This is a genomic window from Sodalis sp. (in: enterobacteria) (assembly GCF_051710625.1).
Classification (GTDB): Bacteria; Pseudomonadota; Gammaproteobacteria; order Enterobacterales; family Enterobacteriaceae; genus JBPESN01.
On the sequence record NZ_JBPESN010000009.1, the window covers coordinates 41,528 to 63,118 of the forward strand.

Annotated in this window: 11 protein-coding genes, 1 tRNA gene and 11 pseudogenes; 8 read left to right on the forward strand and 15 right to left on the reverse strand. The window is 56.3% G+C overall.

The annotated features are described in order from the left end of the window. The first annotated feature begins 51 nt into the window (after window positions 1-51). A pseudogene (locus ACTBDU_RS04515) lies at window positions 52-1,225 on the forward strand (IS3 family transposase). 7 nt (window positions 1,226-1,232) lie between these two features. Here ACTBDU_RS04515 and ACTBDU_RS04520 read toward each other — a convergent pair. The 4 genes and pseudogenes from ACTBDU_RS04520 to ACTBDU_RS04535 all read right to left on the reverse strand — a co-directional run. Then, window positions 1,233-2,228 (reverse strand): annotated as a pseudogene (locus ACTBDU_RS04520) (tyrosine-type recombinase/integrase); the annotation flags it as partial. A 160-nt stretch (window positions 2,229-2,388) separates the two neighbouring features. After that, window positions 2,389-2,464: transfer RNA gene (locus ACTBDU_RS04525), tRNA-Asn, on the reverse strand. 140 nt (window positions 2,465-2,604) lie between these two features. Further along, window positions 2,605-3,976, reverse strand: a pseudogene (locus ACTBDU_RS04530) (anaerobic C4-dicarboxylate transporter). 639 nt (window positions 3,977-4,615) lie between these two features. Further along, window positions 4,616-6,036: pseudogene (locus tag ACTBDU_RS04535) on the reverse strand (ABC transporter ATP-binding protein). A 31-nt stretch (window positions 6,037-6,067) separates the two neighbouring features. Between ACTBDU_RS04535 and ACTBDU_RS04540 the strand changes: the two are divergent. The 3 genes and pseudogenes from ACTBDU_RS04540 (at window position 6,068) to ACTBDU_RS04550 (ending at window position 8,347) form a co-directional block, all read left to right on the forward strand. Then, window positions 6,068-7,236, forward strand: a pseudogene (locus ACTBDU_RS04540) (IS3 family transposase). A 14-nt stretch (window positions 7,237-7,250) separates the two neighbouring features. Then, window positions 7,251-8,018, forward strand: a complete 768-nt coding sequence (locus ACTBDU_RS04545; RefSeq protein WP_438805686.1) for an alcohol dehydrogenase catalytic domain-containing protein — start codon at window positions 7,251-7,253, stop codon at window positions 8,016-8,018. Beyond that, a complete protein-coding gene (locus ACTBDU_RS04550; protein WP_438805687.1) occupies window positions 8,015-8,347 on the forward strand; it encodes a hypothetical protein in 333 nt (110 codons plus the stop codon). Before ACTBDU_RS04545 ends, ACTBDU_RS04550 begins: the two co-directional genes overlap by 4 nt. 226 nt (window positions 8,348-8,573) lie before the next feature. Here ACTBDU_RS04550 and ACTBDU_RS04555 read toward each other — a convergent pair whose 3' ends face one another. From ACTBDU_RS04555 to ACTBDU_RS04565, 3 genes are all read right to left on the reverse strand, one after another. Continuing rightward, entirely contained in the window at window positions 8,574-8,951 is a 378-nt protein-coding gene (locus tag ACTBDU_RS04555; RefSeq protein ID WP_438805688.1) for a GGDEF domain-containing protein, read from the reverse strand. Between the two features lie 181 nt (window positions 8,952-9,132). Then, window positions 9,133-9,336: a hypothetical protein gene (locus ACTBDU_RS04560; RefSeq protein ID WP_438805689.1), complete on the reverse strand. Its 204-nt coding sequence runs from the start codon at window positions 9,334-9,336 to the stop codon at window positions 9,133-9,135. Between the two features lie 63 nt (window positions 9,337-9,399). Continuing rightward, window positions 9,400-9,534, reverse strand: coding sequence for a hypothetical protein (locus ACTBDU_RS04565; RefSeq protein WP_438805690.1), 135 nt, complete (start codon window positions 9,532-9,534; stop codon window positions 9,400-9,402). Window positions 9,535-11,210: 1,676 nt separating this feature from the next. On the opposite strand from ACTBDU_RS04565, the gene ACTBDU_RS04570 reads away from it, so the two are divergent. From ACTBDU_RS04570 to ACTBDU_RS04585, 4 genes and pseudogenes are all read left to right on the forward strand, one after another. Further along, complete coding sequence (locus ACTBDU_RS04570; protein WP_438805691.1) at window positions 11,211-13,319, forward strand: TonB-dependent copper receptor; 2,109 nt, start codon at window positions 11,211-11,213, stop codon at window positions 13,317-13,319. 374 nt (window positions 13,320-13,693) lie between these two features. Next, entirely contained in the window at window positions 13,694-14,143 is a 450-nt protein-coding gene (locus ACTBDU_RS04575) for a hypothetical protein (protein ID WP_438805692.1), read from the forward strand. A gap of 60 nt (window positions 14,144-14,203) precedes the next feature. After that, window positions 14,204-14,371 (forward strand): hypothetical protein, encoded by a 168-nt coding sequence (locus tag ACTBDU_RS04580; protein ID WP_438805693.1) that lies wholly within the window; start codon window positions 14,204-14,206, stop codon window positions 14,369-14,371. A 61-nt stretch (window positions 14,372-14,432) separates the two neighbouring features. After that, a pseudogene (locus ACTBDU_RS04585) lies at window positions 14,433-15,289 on the forward strand (oxidoreductase). Window positions 15,290-15,357: 68 nt separating this feature from the next. On the opposite strand, the pseudogene ACTBDU_RS04590 reads toward ACTBDU_RS04585, so the two are convergent. The 8 genes and pseudogenes from ACTBDU_RS04590 to ACTBDU_RS04625 form a co-directional block, all read right to left on the reverse strand. Further along, a pseudogene (locus ACTBDU_RS04590) lies at window positions 15,358-16,138 on the reverse strand (heme ABC transporter ATP-binding protein). Next, window positions 16,131-17,005: pseudogene (locus ACTBDU_RS04595) on the reverse strand (FecCD family ABC transporter permease). Before ACTBDU_RS04595 ends, ACTBDU_RS04590 begins: the two co-directional pseudogenes overlap by 8 nt. Then, window positions 16,991-17,795, reverse strand: a pseudogene (locus tag ACTBDU_RS04600) (heme/hemin ABC transporter substrate-binding protein); the annotation flags it as partial. The pseudogenes ACTBDU_RS04600 and ACTBDU_RS04595, both read right to left, overlap by 15 nt. Window positions 17,796-18,554: 759 nt before the next feature. Then, window positions 18,555-18,887: pseudogene (locus tag ACTBDU_RS04605) on the reverse strand (ATP-binding protein). Beyond that, window positions 18,785-19,273 (reverse strand): histidine kinase dimerization/phospho-acceptor domain-containing protein, encoded by a 489-nt coding sequence (locus tag ACTBDU_RS04610; protein ID WP_438805694.1) that lies wholly within the window; start codon window positions 19,271-19,273, stop codon window positions 18,785-18,787. The pseudogene ACTBDU_RS04605 and the gene ACTBDU_RS04610 overlap by 103 nt, the downstream one beginning before the upstream one ends. A gap of 30 nt (window positions 19,274-19,303) precedes the next feature. Further along, window positions 19,304-19,870, reverse strand: coding sequence for a hypothetical protein (locus ACTBDU_RS04615; protein ID WP_438805695.1), 567 nt, complete (start codon window positions 19,868-19,870; stop codon window positions 19,304-19,306). Next, window positions 19,827-20,453, reverse strand: coding sequence for a winged helix-turn-helix domain-containing protein (locus tag ACTBDU_RS04620; protein WP_438805696.1), 627 nt, complete (start codon window positions 20,451-20,453; stop codon window positions 19,827-19,829). Before ACTBDU_RS04620 ends, ACTBDU_RS04615 begins: the two co-directional genes overlap by 44 nt. Window positions 20,454-20,496: 43 nt before the next feature. Further along, a pseudogene (locus ACTBDU_RS04625) lies at window positions 20,497-21,213 on the reverse strand (alpha/beta hydrolase). Between the last annotated feature and the right edge of the window lie 378 nt (window positions 21,214-21,591).

Consider the following 21,591-nt stretch of genomic DNA (forward strand, 5'->3'; position numbering starts at 1 on the left):
GCCACCTGAACAGAGGTGATCTGCTCACCTCAGAACAACACGGGTGCACCAATGAAAAGAAAAAATTTTAGTTCTGAATTCAAACGCGAATCCGCTCAACTGATTGTCGAGCAAAATTACACCGCCGCGCCAGCAGCAAAAGCCATGGACGTCGGCCTTCCTACGATGACGAAATGGGTAAAACAACTGCGTGATAAGCGACAGGGGAAAACGCCAAAAACCTCTCCCATAACCCCGGAACAAATCGAAATACATAAGCTCAAGAAGAAGGTACAACGCATTGAAATGGAAAACGAAATATTAAAAAAGGCTACAGCGCTCTTGATGTCAGACTCCTTAAACAGTTCTCGTTAATCGGGAAACTCAGAGCACATTATCCTGTGGCCACACTCTGCCACGTGTTCAGGGTTCATCGCAGCAGTTACAAATACTGGAAAAGTCGTCCCGACAGGCCAGACGGCAGACGAGCGGCATTGCGCAGTCAGGTTCATGAACTGCACAGTATCAGCTATATGGTGCAGCTGGCGCGAGAAGTATCGCCACCATGCCAACCCACCAGAGAGGCTTCCGCATGGGGCGCTGGCTTGCAGGCAGGCTCATGAAAGAGCTGAGGCTGGTCAGTTGTCAGCAGCCGACGCACAGGTATAAGCGTGGCGGTCAGGAGCATGTTGCGATCCCGAATTATCTTGAGCGCCAGTTCGCTATAACAGAGCTAAACCGGGTATGGTGCGGCGATGTGACGTATATCTGGACCGGGAAACGCTGGGCATACCTTGCGGTTGTTCTTGATCTGTTCGCGAGGAAACCGGTGGGCTGGGTTATGTCGTTCTTCCCGGACAGCAGACTGACCATCAAAGCACTGGAAATGGCATGGGAAACGCGTGGTAAACCAGCCGGAGTGATGTTCCACAGCGATCAGGGTAGCCACTATACGGGCAGGCAGTTCCGACAGTTGCTGTGGCGTTACCGGATCAAACAAAGCATGAGTCGGCGTGGTAACTGTTGGGATAACAGTCCGATGGAGCGCTTCTTCAGAAGTCTGAAAAACGAGTGGATACCAGTAACGGGCTACATAAGCTTCAGCGAAGCAGCTCATGAAATTACCGACTATATCGTGGAGTATCACAGCGCACTCAGGCCGCATAAATATAACGGTGGGTTGCCACCAAACGAATCAGAAAATAGATACTGGAAAAACGCTAACGCGGTGGCCAGTTTTAATTGACCACTACAATCAGCCGCAGTGCTTTGTTGACCGTATTTTCACACATCGGTTTATACGGGTTATGGTTGCCGGGGAAGACCAATTCATTATTACTGGTGATATCCTTAATCTGTTTCAGAATGGCCATGGCCTGTTCTGAGAGGGGGACGATATGCGGCATTCGCATTTTGGCACCGCGCCCGGAATAACGCACTCCAGCAATGGGTTCTCGCGTCGCGGGTATCGTCTAGACTCTGTTTCTGAAATCAATCTCTGACCAGCGGGCGAAACGCAGTTCACTGGAGCGAATGAACACATGCAGCGTCAGCAGGACGGCAAGCCGGGTAAGTTCGCGGCCCTGATGGGGGATGCCCTTCAATGCGTTCGAGCAGCTTAGGTAGCCGCTCAAGCGGCAGGGCGGGATAGTGCCGTCTGACGGGAGGTGTCGTCACGCCGCCAAGGTTTGCTGCCGGGTTGGTATCGATTAATCCCTGATGGACCGCATGGCGCATTATGTTACTCAGGTGCTGCCGCGTGCGGGACGCAACTTCCAACAGACCTTTTTCCTCGATCTTTTCAGCAGGTCAATGAAATGACGAGCTTTAAGTTCTGATACAGGCAGGTTCCCGATGACCGGAAAGATATGATTGTTCAGGCTGGCAAGCAGACGGTCAGCGGTGTTCTGCGACCATTTCCTGTTACTTTTATGTCACGCCAGCGCCACGTTTTTAAAAACTTTCTCCGGTGTCCGTGAGCCACATTCAGCAGCGCGTTGCTGTGCGGGGTTGATGTTCAGCGCCAGCATTTTGCGGATACCTTCTCGCTGCTGTCGTGCATCAGGGATGGTGATGGCAGGATATGCACCCAGCGCAATGCGGGATTCTTTACCGTTAATACGGTACTTGAGATACCAGTGACGGGAGCCGCCCGGTTTGACAAGAAGATACAGACCGTGGGAATCGGAGACTTTAAAAGGTTTATCAGAAGGTTTAAGAGTGCGAATTTTCGTGTCGGTAAGGGACATATGGGGTCACTCCATTATCGAACTAACCTGACCTTAGATTTGACCACCAATTTTTCCCGATGCGGAGGGTAAAATCAAAGTACAGCGGGAAGATTTTTCACGCTAACCTATCGAAACAACATCAGATAAAAATTCGTAAAGAAACATGAAAGCAGAAAATTGGCTCCTCTGACTGGACTCGAACCAGTGACATACGGATTAACAGTCCGCCGTTCTACCGACTGAACTACAGAGGAATCGCAAAAGTGGTTGGCATGATAGCGGGGGCCTGGAGGGTTGTCAAAGGGGTAAACGGGGAAAATCGGCCGATCGCTCAGAGAATGCGCATCTTGGGTCAAACCGGCCTGGAAGCGTTTTACTTATCCGGACGCTGCGGCTACATCAGCCCGTAGGCGTGGCCCAGCAACCAGCCGGCGCCGCAGGAAACGCCTACGCCAATCAGCCCGACGGGCAAAAAGCTGTGGTTGATGACCCAGCGGCCAATGCGCGTTGTGCCGGCGAGGTCGAACTGGACCGCCGCCAAATCGCTGGGGTAGGTCGGTAAAATATAGTAACCGTAGCAGGCGGGGGCCGTAGCGGCGATAAGCGCCGGCGGCACGCCAACCGCCAGGGCGATTGGCACCACGGCTGCTAGGGCCGCCGCCTGGGAATTGACAAATTGCGATAACAGCAGCACCAGCGCATAGACCCACGGATAGTCGGCGACCGTGCCGGCTAACGAGGCCTCAATTTGCGTTAAATGGTTACTGAACAGCGTATCGGCCATTCAGGCAACGCCATATACGGCGACAATGGCAACCATGCCGGAGCGAAAGACGTTATTTTTGGCAATGGCGGCGGGTGCGGTGCCAGTCAATAGTACAATGCATGCTCCGCCGCATAACATGCACATTTGGATCATCAGCACCATCGAGAGCGGTGCGCCGTCGGACTGCGGCCGTAGGGCCGGGGAAGCGCCCAACAGCGCGATCGTGGCGATAAAAATGCCCATCGCCCGCCAACTGCCGCGCGGTAGCGCGGCAGCGCAGTGTTGAGTAGCGCCGGCGCAGTACCATAGACATAGTCATGATTTTCCTTGGTATCGATAAACGCCAGAAAGGCGTCATCGTCCCGCAATTCCTTGCCGCGAAAGCCGCTGAAAAGGGCGATGGCGAGGATGCCGCACAGCGTGGCCGGTATGGTATGGTATGGTATGGTATGGTATGGTATGGTATGGTTAGCGAGAGCAGGGTGATGAAATCGATGGTTGCGTCAACGCCGGGCAACGTCAGCATTGCCGGCAGCGAGACGGCAGCGAGACGGCAGCCACCGATACCGGACTGGCGATGATGCCCATTTGCGAGCCGATAGAGCTGGCGGCCAGCGGACGTTCCGGGCGGATGTTATTTTTTAACGCCACATCGTAGATGATGGGCAGCAGGGTATACACCACATGACCCGTGCCGCAAAGCCTAGTGAGCAAACAAGTGACCAGCGGCGCGGCCCCCGAAATATATTTCGGGTTGCGGCGCAGCAGCTTTTCCGCCAGTTGCAGCAGGACCTCCAGTCCTGCCGGAGGCCTGCAACATAACCGAGGCGGCGACCACGGCAATAATAACTAACATTACATCCACCGGCGGTTGACCCGGCTGCAGACCAAAAAACCAGACCAATGCCAGCATGCCGTCGCCACCCGCTAATCCCAGGCCGATACCACCTTTACGCGCGCCGAATAACAAGCAAATGACAACGCCGGCGAGTCGAATAATAAATTACACGGTTCCCTCATGTAATATTTTAATAATCAGTGACGCTTTTTTCTGTCGATCCCATGGCGGTTTGTGACCGAAAAATCGTTGCTTAGGATCGAATTTTGGGCGTGCGATGACGATATTTTTATACTTCATTGAAGTGGTTGCATTAATTCCTTCCGCGCGGCCGCTGCGGATTTTAACGAATTATATCAGGGCCAGCAAAAATAAATCTTCGCCCATAATGACCTTGCGATAAGTAACAGAATAAATAACAGGCGTCGCAAAATATCCGATGAAAATATTACTGGTGGAGGCTGGCATAAGAAAATCTTGGCTCCGTAGGACGCCATCTCGGTAACAGGCAAGGGTGGCGGTAGCGTTTGGACAATGCAGAGTGGTGGAGGCGGTAAGCCTTTGGACAATGCAGGGGGGTATAGTAGCGGTAAGCGTTTGGACAATGCAGCGAGGTAGTGGGGTCGGGCGTTGGACTATGCCTCTCGGCAAGCCCCGCTAGGCATCTATTCAGCTCAGCGCCACGCCGAGATCACGGCGAACGACAGGCAAGGGGAATGCGGCAGCACCGGCGGACAGCGGGCGGGTCCAACGTGGTGCCCCGTTTCGGGGCCACAGCATCTCAGGGCGGCCGTCAGCCGTTCAAACGGCGCCGAATTGCGCCTGGTGCAACCGGGCATAGGTGCCCTGACGTTGCAGTAACTCATGATGGCTGCCCTGTTCCTGTATCCCATCATTGTCGACGACAATAATCCGATTGGTGTTGCGGATAGTGGCCAGCCGGTGGGCAATCACCAGCGTCGTTCTCCCCGCGGAAAGCGCGGTCAGAGCCTGCTGGATTACCTGTTCGGTGGCGGTGTCCAGAGCGGAAGTTGCTTTGTCGAGAATTCAGGATGGCCGGGTTTTTCAGGAAAATCCGCGCAATGGACAGACGCTGCTGATGGCCGCCGGACAGTTTGACCCCGCGTTCGCCCACCACCGTACCCATGCCGGCCGGCAGCGTATGGATAAGTTCGTCAAGCTTGGCGCACCGCGTCGCCTGCCAAATTTCCTCATCGTTGGCGTCAAGGCGGCCGTAGGCGATGTTTTACGTATCGAGCCGCTAAACAGAAACACATCCTGCTGAACGATGCCGCTATTGCTGCGCAGCGAGGCCTGCGTCATGTTGTTAACATCGATACAGTCAATGGTAATGGCGCCGGCGGTTGGTTCATAAAAACGGGGCAGCAGCGAGCATAGCGTCGTTTTCCCGGCGCCGGAGGGCCCGACGAACACAACGGTTTCGCCGGCGCGGATGGATAGATTGAGTCCTTTGAGCAGCGATTTGTCGGCGGTGTAGCTGAAATGCACGTCTTGATAGCAAATGTCACCGCGTAATCGCGTGACCGTGATCGCACCGGGTTTATCAGTGATCGCAGGATCCGTGTCCATTAATTGGGTAAAGCGTTTAAAACCGGCAATACCCTTCGGGTAGCTTTCCAGCCCCGAAGAAATCTTCGCCACCGGGCGAAAAAAACTTCGACCAGTAATAAAAAGCCGACAAAACCGCCGTAGCTCAGCTCGCCATCCACGACATACTAGGTGCCGGCGACCATGACGATCAATTGCACCAGCCGGGTGCTGAGATAGCTCAAGGTCAGGTTGACGGTCATGATGCGGTAGGCGTGCAGTTTGGTCGTGCGGTAATTATCGTTATCCTGGGCGAACAGCTTTTCTTCCTAATGTTCATTGGCAAACGCCTTGACCACCCGAATACCGCCAATGCTCTCCTCAATGCGTGCATTGAAATTGCCGACCTGTCCGAACAAACGACGCCAGGTTTCGGTCATTTGCGCGCCGTGGCGGCTGACCAGCCAGGTCACCGACGGCACGATAATAATGTGGCCGGTCTTGGTATTGTCATAATAAGAAAAAGACAGCTTTTACAGATGATTGAACGCTTCCCGGCGCATATCGGTCTCGATGCCGACACCGAGCGCATGCCCCCAGTAATTCACTACCGCCATCAATCTCGTGTTGATGTGTAGTGGCACACTGAATTTGGCCACCTGAACAGAGGTGATATGCTCACCTCAGAACAACACGGGTGCACCAATGAAAAGAAAAAATTTTAGTCCTGAATTCAAACGCAAATCCGCTCAACTGGTTGTCGACCAAAATTACACCGCCGCGCCAGCAGCAAAAGCCATGGACGTCGGCCTTTCTACGATGACGAAATGGGTAAAACAACTGCGTGATGAGCGACAGGGGAAAACGCCAAAAGCCTCTCCCGTAACCCCGGAACAAATCAAAATACGTGAGCTTAAGAAGAAGGTACAACGCATCGAAATGGAAAACGAAATATTAAAAAAGGCTACAGCGCTCTTGATGTCAGACTCCCTGAACAGTTCTTGTTAATCGGGAAACTCAGAGCGCATTATCCTGTCGCCACACTCTGCCACGTGTTCAGGGTTCATCGCAGCAGTTACAAATACTGGAAAAGTCGTCCTGACAGGCCAGACGGCAGGCGAACGGTATTGCGCAGTCAGGTTCATGAACTGCACAGTATCAGCCATGGTGCCGCTGGCGCGAGAAGTATCGCCACCATGGCAACCCAGAGAGGCTTCAGGACGGGGCGCTGGCTCGCAGGCAGGCTCATGAAAGAGCTGGGGCTGGTCAGTTATCAGCAGCCGACGCACAGGTATAAGCGCGGCGGTCAGGAGCATGTTGCGATCCCGAATTATCTTGAGCGCCAGTTCACTGTAACGGAGCCAAACCAGGTATGATGCGGCGAGGTGACGTACATCTGGACCGGGAAACGCTGGGCATACCTTGCGGTTGTTCTTGATCTGTTCGCGAGGAAACCGGTGGGCTAGGCTATGTCGTTCTCCCCGGACAGCAGACTGACTATCAAAGCACTGGAAATGGCATGAGAAACGCGTGGTAAACCAGCCGGAGTGATGTTCCACAGCGATCAGGGTAGCCACTATACGAGCAGGCAGTTCCGACAGTTGCTATGGCGTTACCAGATCAAACAAAGCACGAGTCAGCGGGGTAACTGTTGGGATAACAGTCCGATGGAGCGCTTCTTCAGAAGTCTGAAAAACGAGTGGATACCGGTAACGGGCTACATAAGCTTCAGTAAAACAGCTCATGAAATTACCGACTATATCGTGGGATATTACAGCGCACTCAGGCCGCATGAATATAACGGTGGGTTGCCACCAAACGAATCAAAAAATAGATACTGGAAAAACGCTAACGCGGTGGCCAGTTTTAGTTGATCACTACAGTTGAAGTGAAAACGCTACCGGATGCGAGGATCGTCAAACCGACCGACGTGTTGGTTAACATTACCACAACGAATATATGCGGCTCTGATTTACATATGTACGAAGGAAGAACCAGCTTTGAGCCAGGCCGGACTTTCGGCCACGAAAATCTGGGCCGGGTGGTGGAAATTAGCAGCGCGGTAGAACGGGTAAAAATCGGGGATTATGTCTGTTTACCGTTTAATATCGGTTGTGGTTTTTGCGAGAATTGCGAACGAGGGCTGACGGTGTTTTGTCTGACCGCAAACCCTGGCGCAGCGGGCGCGGGCTATGGCTTTGCCGAGATGGGACCGTGGGATAGCGGTCAGGCGGAATCACTTCGCGTTCCCTATGCGGATTCCAATTGTCTCATGCTGCCGGAGAACGCCACGGAGAAAGAAGATGACTATGTTATGCTATCCGACATCTTCCCGACCGGGTGGCATGCCACCGAACTGGCGGGTTCGCGACCCGGCGATAGCGTGGCTATCTATGGCACCGGTCCCGTCGGGTTGATGGCGGCACATGCGGCAGTCATTAAGGGCGCATCTCAAGTGCTGGTGGTGGATACACATCCTGACAGGTTAGCGCTGGCCGAAAAGCTCGGCGCTACAACCGTGAATGCGGTGGGTGAAGCCGCCGTGCAAAAGATCCTCGATTTGACCGACGGCCGGGGGACCGATTGTGTGGGTGTGAACGCGTTGGTTATCAGTGCTTCAATACACATGGGCATGAAGATAACGCCGCGACCATGAACAGTTTGGTTGCCGCTACCCGCGCCCCCGGCGGCATTGGGGCGGTGGGCGTCTTTGTGCCGCAGGATCCGGTGGACCTACCGAGCTGGCGCACGCCGGAAAAATGCCGTTCGATTTTGGCAATTTCTGGTTTAAAGGCCAGCAGATACGCACCGGGCAGGCAAACGTCAAGGCCTATAACCGGCCATTGGCGCTGTCTTATCCACCAAGGCAAAGCCCATCCCGCGGCGATCATCTCCTACCGGCTGAAAGTGAGTGAAGCGCCCGCGGCGTACCAACATTTTGGCGACCGCAACCCGGGCTGGACCAAGGTGATCCTCAAACCCTGAGCGGGAGAGAACAGGGGCGGCGCTCTTCATCAGGCGATGCAAATGCGGTTGCGTCCCTCGCCCTTGGGCTGATAGAGCGCAGTATCGGCCCGTCTGAGCATCCTCGACGGGGAGTCGTCACGGGTTGCCGGCTGCCCCACATAGACGCCGATATACTTGGCGTAAGGGTACCGGTAGGACTTGCCTGATGCGCAATCGCCAGGCCGGTTATCGCGTCATACACCCGCTATGCAACTTCCCGCGCGCCCGCCGCATCAGTTTGCGGCAGCAGAATAATGAACTCCTCGCTACCGTAGTGCGCCACCCGATCCCGGTGTCGCAATGGAAGGGCTTTCAGCTCTTCGCCAATGTGTTTCAGGCAATTATCGGCGGCGACGTGGCCGTAGGGATCGTTATATTGCTTGAAAAAGTCGATGTCCAGCAAGATGATACCTAGTGAATCCTGGCTAACCACCGCACGGTTGAACTCATCGGTGAGGGCCAAATCGAAATGGCGGCGATTATACAGGCCGGTGAGGCCGTCACGGCGCGCTAAATGTTCCAGTGATTGCTTCAACTTGCGCAGCTCGCGCTGGGCGTAGCGTAACCCTTCTTCCACGCGCATGCGGCGGCGTTGGTAAAATACATGCGAACATCCACCACATAGCTGTAGGTGCCGGGGAAGGTATTAGCCTTCATCACCATCAGTCCGGAACAGTTGAAACCTGATAGCGACTGCTTATGCTGATGCAGATAAAAAAGAAAACCCGCGATAAAGCACATCACCACAATAACAATGAACTTTTTTATGTCTCGCTCCAATTATAAAAAAAGAAATCCAAACAATTGGAAATGTAGTCGTCCTCGTCTTTGCGGCACTTGGCCATGAAAGTGCGGACATTGATATTATCCTGGATAAGCGGGTCAGAAATGAGCGTTTTAGAAAAAATGACGATATAGTTGTTTTTGTATTTTTCGATATTCCCTTTCATAGCTTCGACGATCCGCAAACGGTAGTCCTCTTTTTCCAAACTGGGAATAGGATGAAAAGTATAGACTTTACATGAGTTGATCTAACTGAAGAAGTATAATTTCTGGTTGTCATCATCTTCATAATAAATATACACCATGATAACTACCAGCAGCGTGACAATCACCATTGACAAGGTCAGCGCGCCATTGATATTTTTTCGCCCGCTGCCAAGCATGACGGGCGGTGCTAATTCCATCGGGAATGTTAACCGTAGGAATGCATGTGGCCCGAAAGATATCCTCTTCCAGCGTGCCTATCACCAACTGATCATTTAATTTTGGACCGCGTTTTTGGATGGTGATTATCGCCGAAGCGTCCAAGCCTAATGAGGTTAATCTTTTACGTATTAAACTAACCTGTTAATTTAAATTACCGTTGGAGAATTGTATCCCGTAGGCGCTCAATACCCTGGCGAAAACGTGCTCCCAGGTGACCTGTCCCGCGATACTGAATAAGCTCCTCCAATTACCCTACCCGCGGAATTGGACAGTTTCACTGATGTATCAGCATCATCCACCAGCGTAAGAGGGTATTCGGTAGTATCAAACGCCAGGGTTGAATTGATAATATACTTCATTGGCTACTCCATATTGACCAGCCGCTGGTCAATATTTATACTAGACGTTTCTGTGAATAGATGTACCTATTAAAAATAAGACTTTGCCTTTTCTGCGCATAATACCGTGAACAGAATTCTCGCGTTACGAAGGCCGCAAATTGGATAACTATCATATTTTCAGGATTATATCCTTATTAATTCTCAAAAAGAGGCTTTTTATTTTAAAATTTAAAAAAATTAGAAAAAATAACATAGAACACCTTAATTGACCAAAACCGGGGCCTCACAAGCGACAAAAAAAGAGAGTAATCCTTCAGCCTGCGAAATAACGAGGCGATTTAACCATAATTTTAGCAGTACATAGACAAATTGACGGCAAAAATGCATGACAACACTATTTCAGGTGCTATAAGGTTACTCAATCAGGTAAATAACGGATGCCATGCTGCCTGGGCAATATAAACGATATCATGCGGGTATCAGAAATGCTTATATCCGCCCGGGCCATCTCGTTTTGCTCTAATTCCGCTGGCCCGAAAGAAATAGCTTGAGCATCCCTATACCCAGGCGCGTGAATGCCCCCCGGTTCACAGAAACACGTCGCCGAAGCTTATAGGCGTTAGTATGACCGTCATCATTATGGAATGCGGCGGGCGTGGCCGGCTCTGCGGGCGCGGCCCCCGACATGGCGGGACGAAGCAGATAAAGCATGCCGTCAGGGTGTGCCGCAGGGGGGCGTCTCACCTGATGCGCGGGGCAAACTCTAGTTGGTAGTCCTGCTGAGGTTGCTAAGAAAGGGCACTCGCGGCTGATTTGAATTGACAGTCCATGGGGTATCAGATGCCTCTTTGGCTATCTCGGGTGCGGGATTGCTATTGCGCCGGGGGTGCGGTATCAGTGTAGCGACACTATGACACCGCCGGCCCAATCCGTCTGCTAGCCGCGTGGGCTTCATTTGTGGCGAGAATGTAAAGTGCAGGATAATAACGCTAATTATTATTTAGCTAGCTTTTAAATAAATTAATAATTATAATGCTATTCCGTATACCATCGCTAAATAGAATAACGGCAGTGCGCTTCCCTTAAGAAAATTGCCACACGTCTTTGTTGCATTCAGTTACAATTTCATCAGCCGGGACGGACCAACATCCATCCGGCACTAGTCCACTTAATGACGTCCGCGCAACCGCACACAAACCCGGTTTACGTGAGGGAACAGCTGTCGCTCGCTAAGGCGTGCGCCAGAGGGTCATGGCCAGGAAGCCGGTTTTCTGCATAAGGGAAGAAAAGAAATGTACGTTGACCTACAGGCGCGATCGCGCGCCATCCTGGCGCCGCGCGCAATGTCGCTGCTGGCGTTATTGGCCTACAGTATGTCCCCCGGTGCGCGCGCACCGGAAATCTCCCCTGCCGGGAGCGATCCTCGGTCCGCCCAGGCGTTGCCGCCTACCGCCGGTGCCGTGACGACTGCGCCGGCCAACGTCCGCGAACAGGATGTTATTACTGTTACCGCGCCCAAGGCGTCTCCGCTCATGGCGATAATGGCGCCCAAAATACCACGCCAGCCCGTGCCCGCCAGCGACGGCGCCGATTACCTCAAAACCATCCCCGGTTTTGCCGTGGTCCGTAACGGCGGCACTAACGGGGATCCGGTTTTTCGGGGGACGTTCGGTTCCCGGTTGCGCATACTGGTAGATGGCGGCGAGATGCTCGGCGCCTGCTCTTCGCGCATGGACTCTCCCAGCGCCTATATTCCCCCGGAAAGTTTTGACCTCGTGTCGTTGACGAAAGGCCCCCAGACTGTTCTCTGGGGACCGGGGGCCTCCGCCGGGACCTTACGGTTTGAAAGGGTGAGACCGCGCTTCGACGCACCGGGAATAACGCTGCATGCCAGTACGCTTGCCGGCTCAAGCGGGCGGCTGGACCAGAATGTTGATGGCGCTTTCGGCAACCCGTTTGGTTATCTGCGCCTGCTGGGCAATGTCTCCCGCGCCGGGGATTATCAAGATGGCGCGGGTCAGCGGGTCCATTCTGGCTGGCATAAACGGAATAGCGATGTGGCGGTCGGCTTTACCCCGACGCCCGATGCCGTCATGGAGCTGACGGTGGGGCGCGGAGACGGCAAGGCCCGCTACGCCGGGCGTGGTATGGACGGCACCCGTTTTGCACGGGAAAGCCTCGGCATGCGCTTCGAGCAGCGCGCGCTGGGCGAAATGCTGGAAAGCGTCGAGATGCAAGGCTGGTACCATTATACCGATCACGTTATGGACAATCACGCCCGCCGGATCGCACGGCGTTTGGCGTGCCAGGCCAGCGCCGTGCCCGGAAATTGGACCCCCTGTCGCAGCAACGTCGATCGCCTGACGCTGGGGGGGCGCGGCATCAGCACCTGGCAATGGCAAGAGGTACAGCTACAGAGCGGGGCGGATATTCAGGTCAATCGGCATCGGAGAAAGAGTGGCGGCCAATGGCAGCAGGATGCCCAATTTCAGGATAGTGGGGTATTCGCGGAGGTCAGTTGGCGATTCAAACCGGCGCAGACGCTGATAAGCGGTATGCGGCTTGAGCATACCGCGGCGCAGTATAACTGCGCGCGCAGAACAGAGCGCCGCAGCGAAGTGTATCCCACCGCCTTTGTTCGCCTGGAGCACCAGGCCGAGACGCTGCCGCTGATGGCCTACGTCGGTGCGGGACTGAGTGAGCGCTTTCCGGATTATTGGGAACTTATTACGCTCTCCTCCGGTCGCCGTGCCGGGCAGGATGCCTTTTACCGGCTCAAGCGTGAGAAAACCGCCCAGATCGATCTTGGCGCGCATCTGCAATTCGCGCCCCTGGATGCCTGGGTATCGGCCTATGTTGGGCAGGTGCGAGACTTTATCTTGTTCCGTTACGGTATTCCGCCCGAAAACATCAGCCGCGCGGATAATATCGACGCCCGCATTCACGGCGGCGAGACGGGGCTCGCCTACCGCTTCAACGACCATTGGCGGTTAGAAAGCAGTCTGGCTTGGGCGTTCGGGGAAAATCGGGATACGCACCGGCGGCCGCTGCCTCAGATCCCGCCGCTTGAAGGCCGGCTGGCGCTGAGCTGGGAACAGGGCGACTGGAGCGCCACGGGGTTGTGGCGGCTGGTGGCGGCCCAGCAGCGGGTTACGCTGAACGAGGGAAATGTAGTGGGTAAAGACTTTGACCGCAGCACAGGTTTTGGCGTATTGTCAGCTAATGTGGCCTGGCAGGCCGCCACCACGATAAAATTAAGCGCCGGGGTGGATAATCTGTTGAACCGGGGCTATAGCGAACATCTTAATCTGGTGGGCAACCGCGGTTTCGGCTACGCCGCCGATGCGCCGCTGATGGAGCCCGGCCGTACCTTATGGGCCAGAGCCGGCATCACCTTCTAACGCCGCGCACCGTCGGGCCGATAAGCCCCGGCGGTGCGCCAGAAAAGCCCGCACTACAGGGATAACCGTTTAACCGCTGATCTAACCGGTGCTACACTGTCAATTTAACGCCCCTGCGTAAGGCAATGACATGCGACTAAGTCAGGTAGTGAGAAGCGGACCTGGTCAATATCTTTCTTTGTCAGGCCGGCGCATTGCGTTTTTTGGCAGCAAAGTTACGGCATTTTCAATAACCTTGCATTATCGCCGGTGAGAAGGCGCTTGCTGCGTTTCAGCGAGGCATGCCGGAAACACTGGCGCTGCCGACGTTGCTTTACGACGGTAGCGCCAGTTGCGAAGACATGCGCCGGCTGGCGCAGATGTCCTAATTAACGGTGTATTGGCCGGATCATGCGTTCCGCTCGGTGGATTACTATCACCGATCCGCCTATCTGACCCTGGTTGATTTGACGCTGCTAATCACATCGCCGCGTGATTATTTTCTCGGCGGCATCAGCGATACGCTGGCGAAGTGGTATGAAGCGGAAGCCATCACTCGCCATGCGCCGGCGGAAACGCTGCCGGTCATGGTGCGTATGGGGCTGACGGCAGCGCGCAAATGTCGAAACGTCTTATTGCGCGATGCGCCGGCATTTCAGCGCGTGGAGGAAGCGATCATTGCCGTAGCAGGCATGGTGGGCGGTTGTGCAGGGGAGTCGGACCTCATAACCGGTGCGCATGCCATCCATAACGCCATGAGCCATCTGTCAGAAACCCATCCGGTGCTGCACGGCATGAAAGTCGCTTACGGCATTCTTGGTACAGCTGGTCGCTACCGGCGATGAACAGGAGGTCGTGCGGCCGCTGCCATTTTATCGCCACAATGGTTTCTTTATGATTTTGCCATGCTGGGCATCACTAGGCCCGCCGAAGAGGCCGTTAGGCTACTGGCGCATTATTATGCCGCCAGCGAGCAAGAAACGTTTCGGCTGGCACTGCCCGGCGTGACCGAAGAGCAGATCGCATCGGCACTGCGCCGGGTGGAACAACTCGCGCGCGACCTGCGTTCCTGATCTGGCGCGGATCGGTTACACGGTTCGCCAGCGTTTATGGCCAAAACAACAGGAAAACATTATGTCCGCAGAAAAAATCCCCGTACGGTTTATTACCGGCTGCTCGACAGGGTTTGGCCGGGAGCTAGCGCAGCGCGTACTGTCCCGCAGCTGGCAGGCGGTTATCACCGCTCGCGATGTGCAACAGGTCAAGGCGTTGACACAGGAGGCGCCCGATCACGCGCTGGCGCTGGCGCCGGACGTGACCAATGACGCAGCGATAGCCGACGCGGTCAAAGCGGCGGTCGACAAATTTGGCGCTATTGATGTCCTGGTAAGTAATGCCGGTTATGGCTATCAAAGCGCCGTCGAGGAAGGCGTCAAGGAGGAGATCCGCGCCCAATTCGATACCAATGTGTTCGGCCTGTTCGCCTTGACCGGCGAGGTGCTGCCGCTGATGCGCGCGCAGCGTCAGGGGCATGTGATCAATATTACCTCGGTGGCGGAGCTGGTGGGTTTCCCCAGTTCCAGCTATCACGCGGCCAGCAAACATGCCGTCGAAGGCTGGTCCAATGCGCTATGGGCGGAAGTTGCGCCGTTGGGTATCAAGGTGACCTGCGTTGAGTCGGGGCCGTTTCGTACCGACTGGGCCGGGCGATCGTTACGCTAAACGCCAAGCGCCCTGGCGGGTTACGCCACAACCGCCGCGGTGCGGATGAAAACCACCGCCGCCAACAGCGGTAAGCAGGCCGGCGATCCGGTGCGCGCCGCTGACGCCATGCTGGATATTACCCTCAATTCAATGCGCGACCGCCGCGCCATCTGCTGCTTGGCGCCTGGGGTTTCGAGACGGTGACCGGCAAATTACGCGAGCGACTGGATGAAATGGAGGCCTTGCGCGATGTCAGTCTCGGCGCCGATTATCCGCAACAGGCGTGATACGCCGCTACCGTGCCTTTCCCCCTCGACGGTGTAACTGGTGGCAGGCTGAATGCTCTAAGAACGCGTCAGCGCCGCAGGTAAATCTGCGGCACACCGTTCTCTTGCTGGGTCTGTACCCGGAGGTCGGGCTGATAGCAAGCGCGCAACTGCGCTTCAGTTAACACACCTCTGCCGGCGTCCCGCTGGCAGCAAGCCGCCCTTGCTGCAATAGCAGTATCCGATCGGCCCACAGCGCCGCCAGATTCACATCATGCAATACGCAGCACACGGCCAGCTTGCCCGCGCGGGTGAGTTGATACAGCAGGCGCAACAGCGCCTGCTGATGATAGAGATCCAGCGCTGACCAGAAACAGCCAGCCCTCCGGGCCGTCCTGACGCCAAAGCTGCGCCAGCGCCATTGCCAGCCGAACCCGCTGCTGCGCGCCGCCGGGACAGACGGCGAAACTCGCGCGACGCCAGCATTTCGCAGCCGGTCAACGTCATAACCTCGGCAAGTAAGGTGGTTGCCGGCGTGCCGGACCAGGGCGAGCGCGCCATCGCCACCACTTTGCTGACCCGGAACGGAAATGCCACGCTGCCTTGTTGGGCCATTATCGCCCGCCGTCGCGTGCGACGGCGGGCGGCAGGCCAGGCGGCCAGCTCCTCCCGTCCTTGCAGCCGGCACTGCCCCTGTAGAGGATCGAGATAGCCGCTCAACAGCCGCAAAAGCGTCGATTTACCGGCGCCATTGGGGCTAATCAGCGCCACCATTTCCCCAGGCGCCAACGTCAGCGAGACGCCTTCAATCAGCGTGCGGCCGCCGGCGCGATAGTGGAGATTGTCGGCGTGCAATAAGGCGTTAGACACCGGCCGCCTCCCGTCTGCGCAGCAGGATAAGCCACAAAAACCACGGGCCGCCCAGCAGACTGGTCAAAAGCCCCACCGGCATTTCCGCCGGCGCCACGGCCGTGCGCGCTACCGTATCCGCCAGCAGCAGCAAAATGGCACCGGCCAACGCCGTGCCGGGCAGAAGCCAGCGATGCCCAGCGCCCAACGTCATGCGCACCAGATGCGGCACCACCAGACCCACGAAGCCGACAACTTTGACATTGACGCCCAGATAATGTGCTTCTTCCTCACAAAGCTGCAGCACATTAAGCGCGGTAGGCAAGCGCTGCACCACCAGCGCCCCGGGCACTATCGGCGATGCGGCGGCGACCACCGTCAGCCATTGGGCCTGTCCGAGACTGCCCATACTCCATAACGACAGCTGGCGCAATTGCTGATCGTTGCTTAGCCAGGAGAGGACGCCGGTCGCGGCGCCGCATAGGGCATTAATGGCGATACCGGCGAGCAGCCGCCGCGCCAGACCGGCGCTGAAACTGCTGAGTGAAAAAATCACCAGGGTGACGACAAGGCTGCCGCCATCAATGAGTACAGCGCGAAAATCGGCGTCAGCGTCCAAGGCAGCACCACCGCCAGACCGACCGCCAGTGCGGCGCCGCTGCTAATACCCAGCAGCCCGGGATCCGCCAGCAGATTGCGAAACAATCCCTGCATCACCGCGCCGGACAGAGCCAGTGCAGTGCCCACCAGTAGCGCCAGCGCTACCCGCGGTAGCCGGATATGGAACCAGATTTGCCAAAGCATAGCATCGCCCGGGCTGCGCCAGACATCGGCAAGCGTAAGCCGCATGGCGCCAAAGCCGGCCGCGGCCGCTCGCAGCTTGACGATTGCCGCGGGCGTATCCAGGCCGAAACCCAGCAGCGCCATATCATCCAGCACTACCAGCCGGTGCTGTTTGCCCGCCGGGGTCATCGCCAGTTCCGGCAATTGCCAAACTTTTTCCTCGCCGCCCAGGGTTTTGACGCCGTCGGCGGTTACCACTACCATATCCGGCGCGCTGGCAATAATCCCTCCTGAGGACAGCGGTTGATAACGGCTAAAGCTCTGCATGCCGTTTTGCAGTCCCGCGGCGCGTATTGCGGCGTCCGCCGCGGTATCTTTACCGGCGGCCATCGCCGACGTGCCGCTATGGCTAAGAATAAACAGCACTTTTACCGGCAACGTGCCGGCGGGGATCCCTTGCAACTCATCATGCAACCGGGCAATCAGACGCTCGCCCTGGGGCGTGCAGTCCAGGGCGGTGGCGACGGTTTAAATTTTGCGGGCGATGGCGCTTAGCGACGTTTCTCCCGGCACGGTGTCACCTGCACACCGCTATCGGCCACCTGCTTAAGCGCCAGCGAGGGTTTGCCCAGTTCGCTGACCAGCACCAGCGGCGGACGCAGAGCTAATATCCCCTCAGCGTTCAATTGCCGCAGATAGCCGACGTCCGGCAAGCGCAGCACCTCTTTCGCAGGCTGCAGGCTGATACTGTACCGCGCCACTACACCTCCCCGCCGGCCCCGAGGGCAAAAGCAATTTCGGTGACATCGCCGCCGATGCTAATCACCTGCGTTTCGGCCAGCAGCGTAAAAAGCGCGACAAGCAGCGCCAGCGCCAGATAGCGTTCTGCGGCCAATCCCGGTATGACGCGTGATAAACCGTTCCGCAGCCGTTCACGGGTCGCAAAACGCGCTCGTCGCGCCAGAACGCTGCGTAGCGTTGACGGCGCGGCGCGCGGGGTGGGTTTGGCCGGACAACACCGTGAGGACCCGGTTAATTATCATAGGATGATCTCCATGTTAAGGCGACGAGTGCAGGGTGCCGCCGCGCCGAAGGTGGCGATATCGCCGGTCGCCATCCGCGTCAAATTTGACACCCGGCAAGGGCGGCCGGCAAGTGTGTTGCACAGCACCTAAGAAAGGGGGCGCCGCGCCGCTGCGCACGGCAACGGTTGCCCCAGGCACTGGCCTTTCACCGCCGCCAGAGAGGGTAAGGCCCATGGGCCAGCGGGCGTAGATAAGGTGCGTTTGTGCACGGGGGGGGGGGCGGGGGGGGGGTGGACCGGCGGCGATTGAGCCTTGGTCTGGCGTAAACGGCGTCGCGCATGAGAGGCCTTACGATCTCTGTGCGGGCGATAAAACGGCGGGAGGGCGTCAAAGCACCTGTCCTGGCTTAAGGCTGCCCGCCAGCGCGGAAGACGGCCCTATTCCCTTTAGTATAACTAATAATACAAACTATTATCGTTATCAACATTGTACTGTCTTTTTTTAACGCAAAAGACATGCAAAGCAGAGGGTTATCGCTTCGCCCTTTCAGAAAGTCATCCTTCTTACGGCATGTTAACGCCGGTGGAGGAAACCAAGGACAACCGTAGCAGGACGAGCCGGACCAGAGTCTATGCCTGATGCTGATCAGGAAAGAATAGCGAAAAGCGGGTCAGACGACCCTGGCTTTCTACCGCGCAATGCCCGTGATGTAGCTGCATTATGCTGCGCACGATGGAAAGCCCCAGACCGCTACTGGTAGCTGAATCGTGGCGAGAGGCATCGACGCAATAAAAGCGGTCAAAAATACGCGCCTGCTATGCGGCGGCTATCGTATCGCCGCGGTTCTCGACCGACAGCATCACACCATCGCGCTGCGTCTGAATGCGCACCCGGATGGTGCTGTCGCTATCGGCGAAGCGGATTGCGTTAGCCAGGAAATTGGCAAGCGCGCGCCGCAGCAAATCGCCGTCAACCCACAGGGTACCTCCAGAGGGTAGTCGAGCGTCAGCCGGCGCTCTTCAGCCGGGCCTTCAAAATACTCCGCCAGCGGCGGCAGTACCATTGCCAGATTAAGATGCTCACAACGCAGCGCCTGGCTGGCGTTCTGCGCCTGCGCCTGCGCCAGAAACAGCATACTGTCTATCATGCGGGATAAGCGCAGCAGTTCCTCAAAATTGGATCCCAGCAACGTAGTATAGTATTGCGTACTGCGGTCCTGCGTCAGGGCCACCTCCGTTTGCCCCAGCAAATTGGCTATCGGCGTTCGCAGGTCATGGGCCATATCCGCCGATACCTGACTGAGCTGCTGAAAGCTGGTTTCCAGCCGATCCAGCATCTGGTTAAACACCGCCAGCAGCTCTCGCGGCACATACGCTAACTAAATTCGCCAGTCCAAATGGCGGACGTCGATGGCGGCCGTCTCCTGGGCTAAATGGTACAAGAGGCATAAACCGCGTCGGATCAGAAAAACAACGCTCAGCGCAGCGGCGGCGGTAGCAATGGTTATCAGCAGCAGCATTTCGTGACGGTAGCCCGCAAGCGTACTGGTTCGTTCCGTCATGAGCCTGCCGGTGATGATTTCCACTTCGCCGGGGTTATTGCGCATTTTCGCTAATGCCGAGGCGGAGATAAACGGCGTGCCATTGGCCGCAAGCTGGTGGCGGACGTTTTTCAAGGTTAGTGGCTGATGGGCGCGCACCGCGGGGATGTCCGATATCCGGGCTTTGCCGGGGTTCACCTCAATCAGCGGCGGCTGGCCGGGAAAGCGCACCACCAGCAGGGATTCGGTATTGCCTAGCATATTGGCAAACAGCCGGGGTTTGGTGCGAATAAGCGCCAGCACATCCTTGTTGAGCAACAGTGTGCAGATTTGATTCATCCGATTCAAGAGCGCCGCGTCGTCATGAACGCTGATTTGTTTCGCTAGCGATTGATACAGCACCATCCCCGTCAGGATCATGAACCGTATGAATAAGCGGGTGAGGAAAGGGTTTATCCTCCTTTTGCCGCAAACGGCGTACGGCCACATCCACTACGTTGGTATCGCTATCGGAATTCATGTCCCAGACCCGCGAGGCTATCAGGGTGCGGCTCATTACCTGTCCCGGGTTGGACATAAAGAATTGCAGCAGGTTGAATTCTTTATTGGTCAGGTCGATCCGCCGGCCTGCCCGCTCTACGCGCCGTTTGGCGATATCCAGCCGCAAGTCGGCCACCGTAAGAAGCTCCTCGCGTTTTCCGTTCATGCCCCGCCGCAGCGCGGTTCGAATGCGGGCCAACAGCTCGGCAAAGGAAAAGGGTTTCACCAGATAATCATCCGCGCCAAGTTCCAGCGTTTTGATGACTTCCCAGCCGTTCAGCTCCGGCATCATGACATCGAGCAGAATCAGATCGTAATGATACTCCTCGGCCATAAATAACCCCTCGCGGCCGTTGACTGCCACGTCGACGACATAGGCGGACTCGGTTAAACCGCTGCGCATGTACTCCCGTGTTTTAGGTTCATCATCAATAACCAATATTTTCATCATTTACTCCGTCGCATCAGGAGAGGGTGAACAGCCAGCCGGATCATTTCACCGCATGCGCAGCGGCCTGCTCAATCAATGCCGCAACATCTTTAGGATGGAATTCATACACCGAATGGCTGGCCCCGGCAACTTCTACCGTATGGCTCTTGGCGCGCTGAGCGTACATCCGTTCCAAGTCGGGGTTAATGATTTTGTCCGCTTTCGCAACTATGTACCAGCTGGGTTTGGTTTTCCAGGCTGGATTATCAATGGTGGTGGAGAAAATGGCCGCGGCGGTCGGCATCGGCGCCTGTGCTTCAAACACGGCCTGTTTGGTGGGCAGGTCAGCCGCAAAATCGCCAGAGTAATTTGCCGGCGCCAGCATCATATATCCGTCAGGCGTTTTCACATAAGGGTGCGCGCTGTTGGGGTATTTTTTGCCGTTGCCGCCGCTGGATTCGCCGACGTCCAGCGCGGGGGCGGCGATATACACCAAACCGGCGACATGTGAGTCATTACCTGCTTCACTGATAATCGTGCCGCCGTAGCTGTGGCCGACCAGAATCACCGGGCCGTCCTGCTGAGCCAGCACGCGTTGGGTGGCGGCGACATCTTCTTTGAACGAGGTCAGCGGTTCCTGAACCAGCGTCCCTTTAACCGTCCTGCGTTAGGATGTCATAGACCGGACGCCAGCCCGCGCCGCCGACAAAGGCGCGCCGTGCACCAGAACGATGTTTTTTACGTTTTCGGCCTGTGCTGCGGTGCTGACGCCTGCCATCAGACAGACGCTGGAGAGGGCGATAATTTTAATGGATTGACCGAGGGTCAGTTTCATAACATGTTCCTCTAGTTGGTAAGTATAGGTGTTCATTTCATAGAGGAGTGTAGGCGGGGGAAACTGACCGCGGCATAAGCGAGTTATGATAAAAGTATGACGTTGCCGGCGACGGCCCAAAGCCAGGGCAAGATAGCGTCAGGCGTTAGAGGAGACATGTCTCCTCAAACGCCAGACGCGCCACCAGCGCTAAACTGTCTGCTGACCGGGGGGCCTCACGGGGTGTCAGCGTGCCGCTGCAGCCCGAAAGTGCTTCGCGCGGGCATCAACCTTTCGCGGCGCGGGGCATGGCGCTACGCCGACTGCCGACCCCAGCAGGGC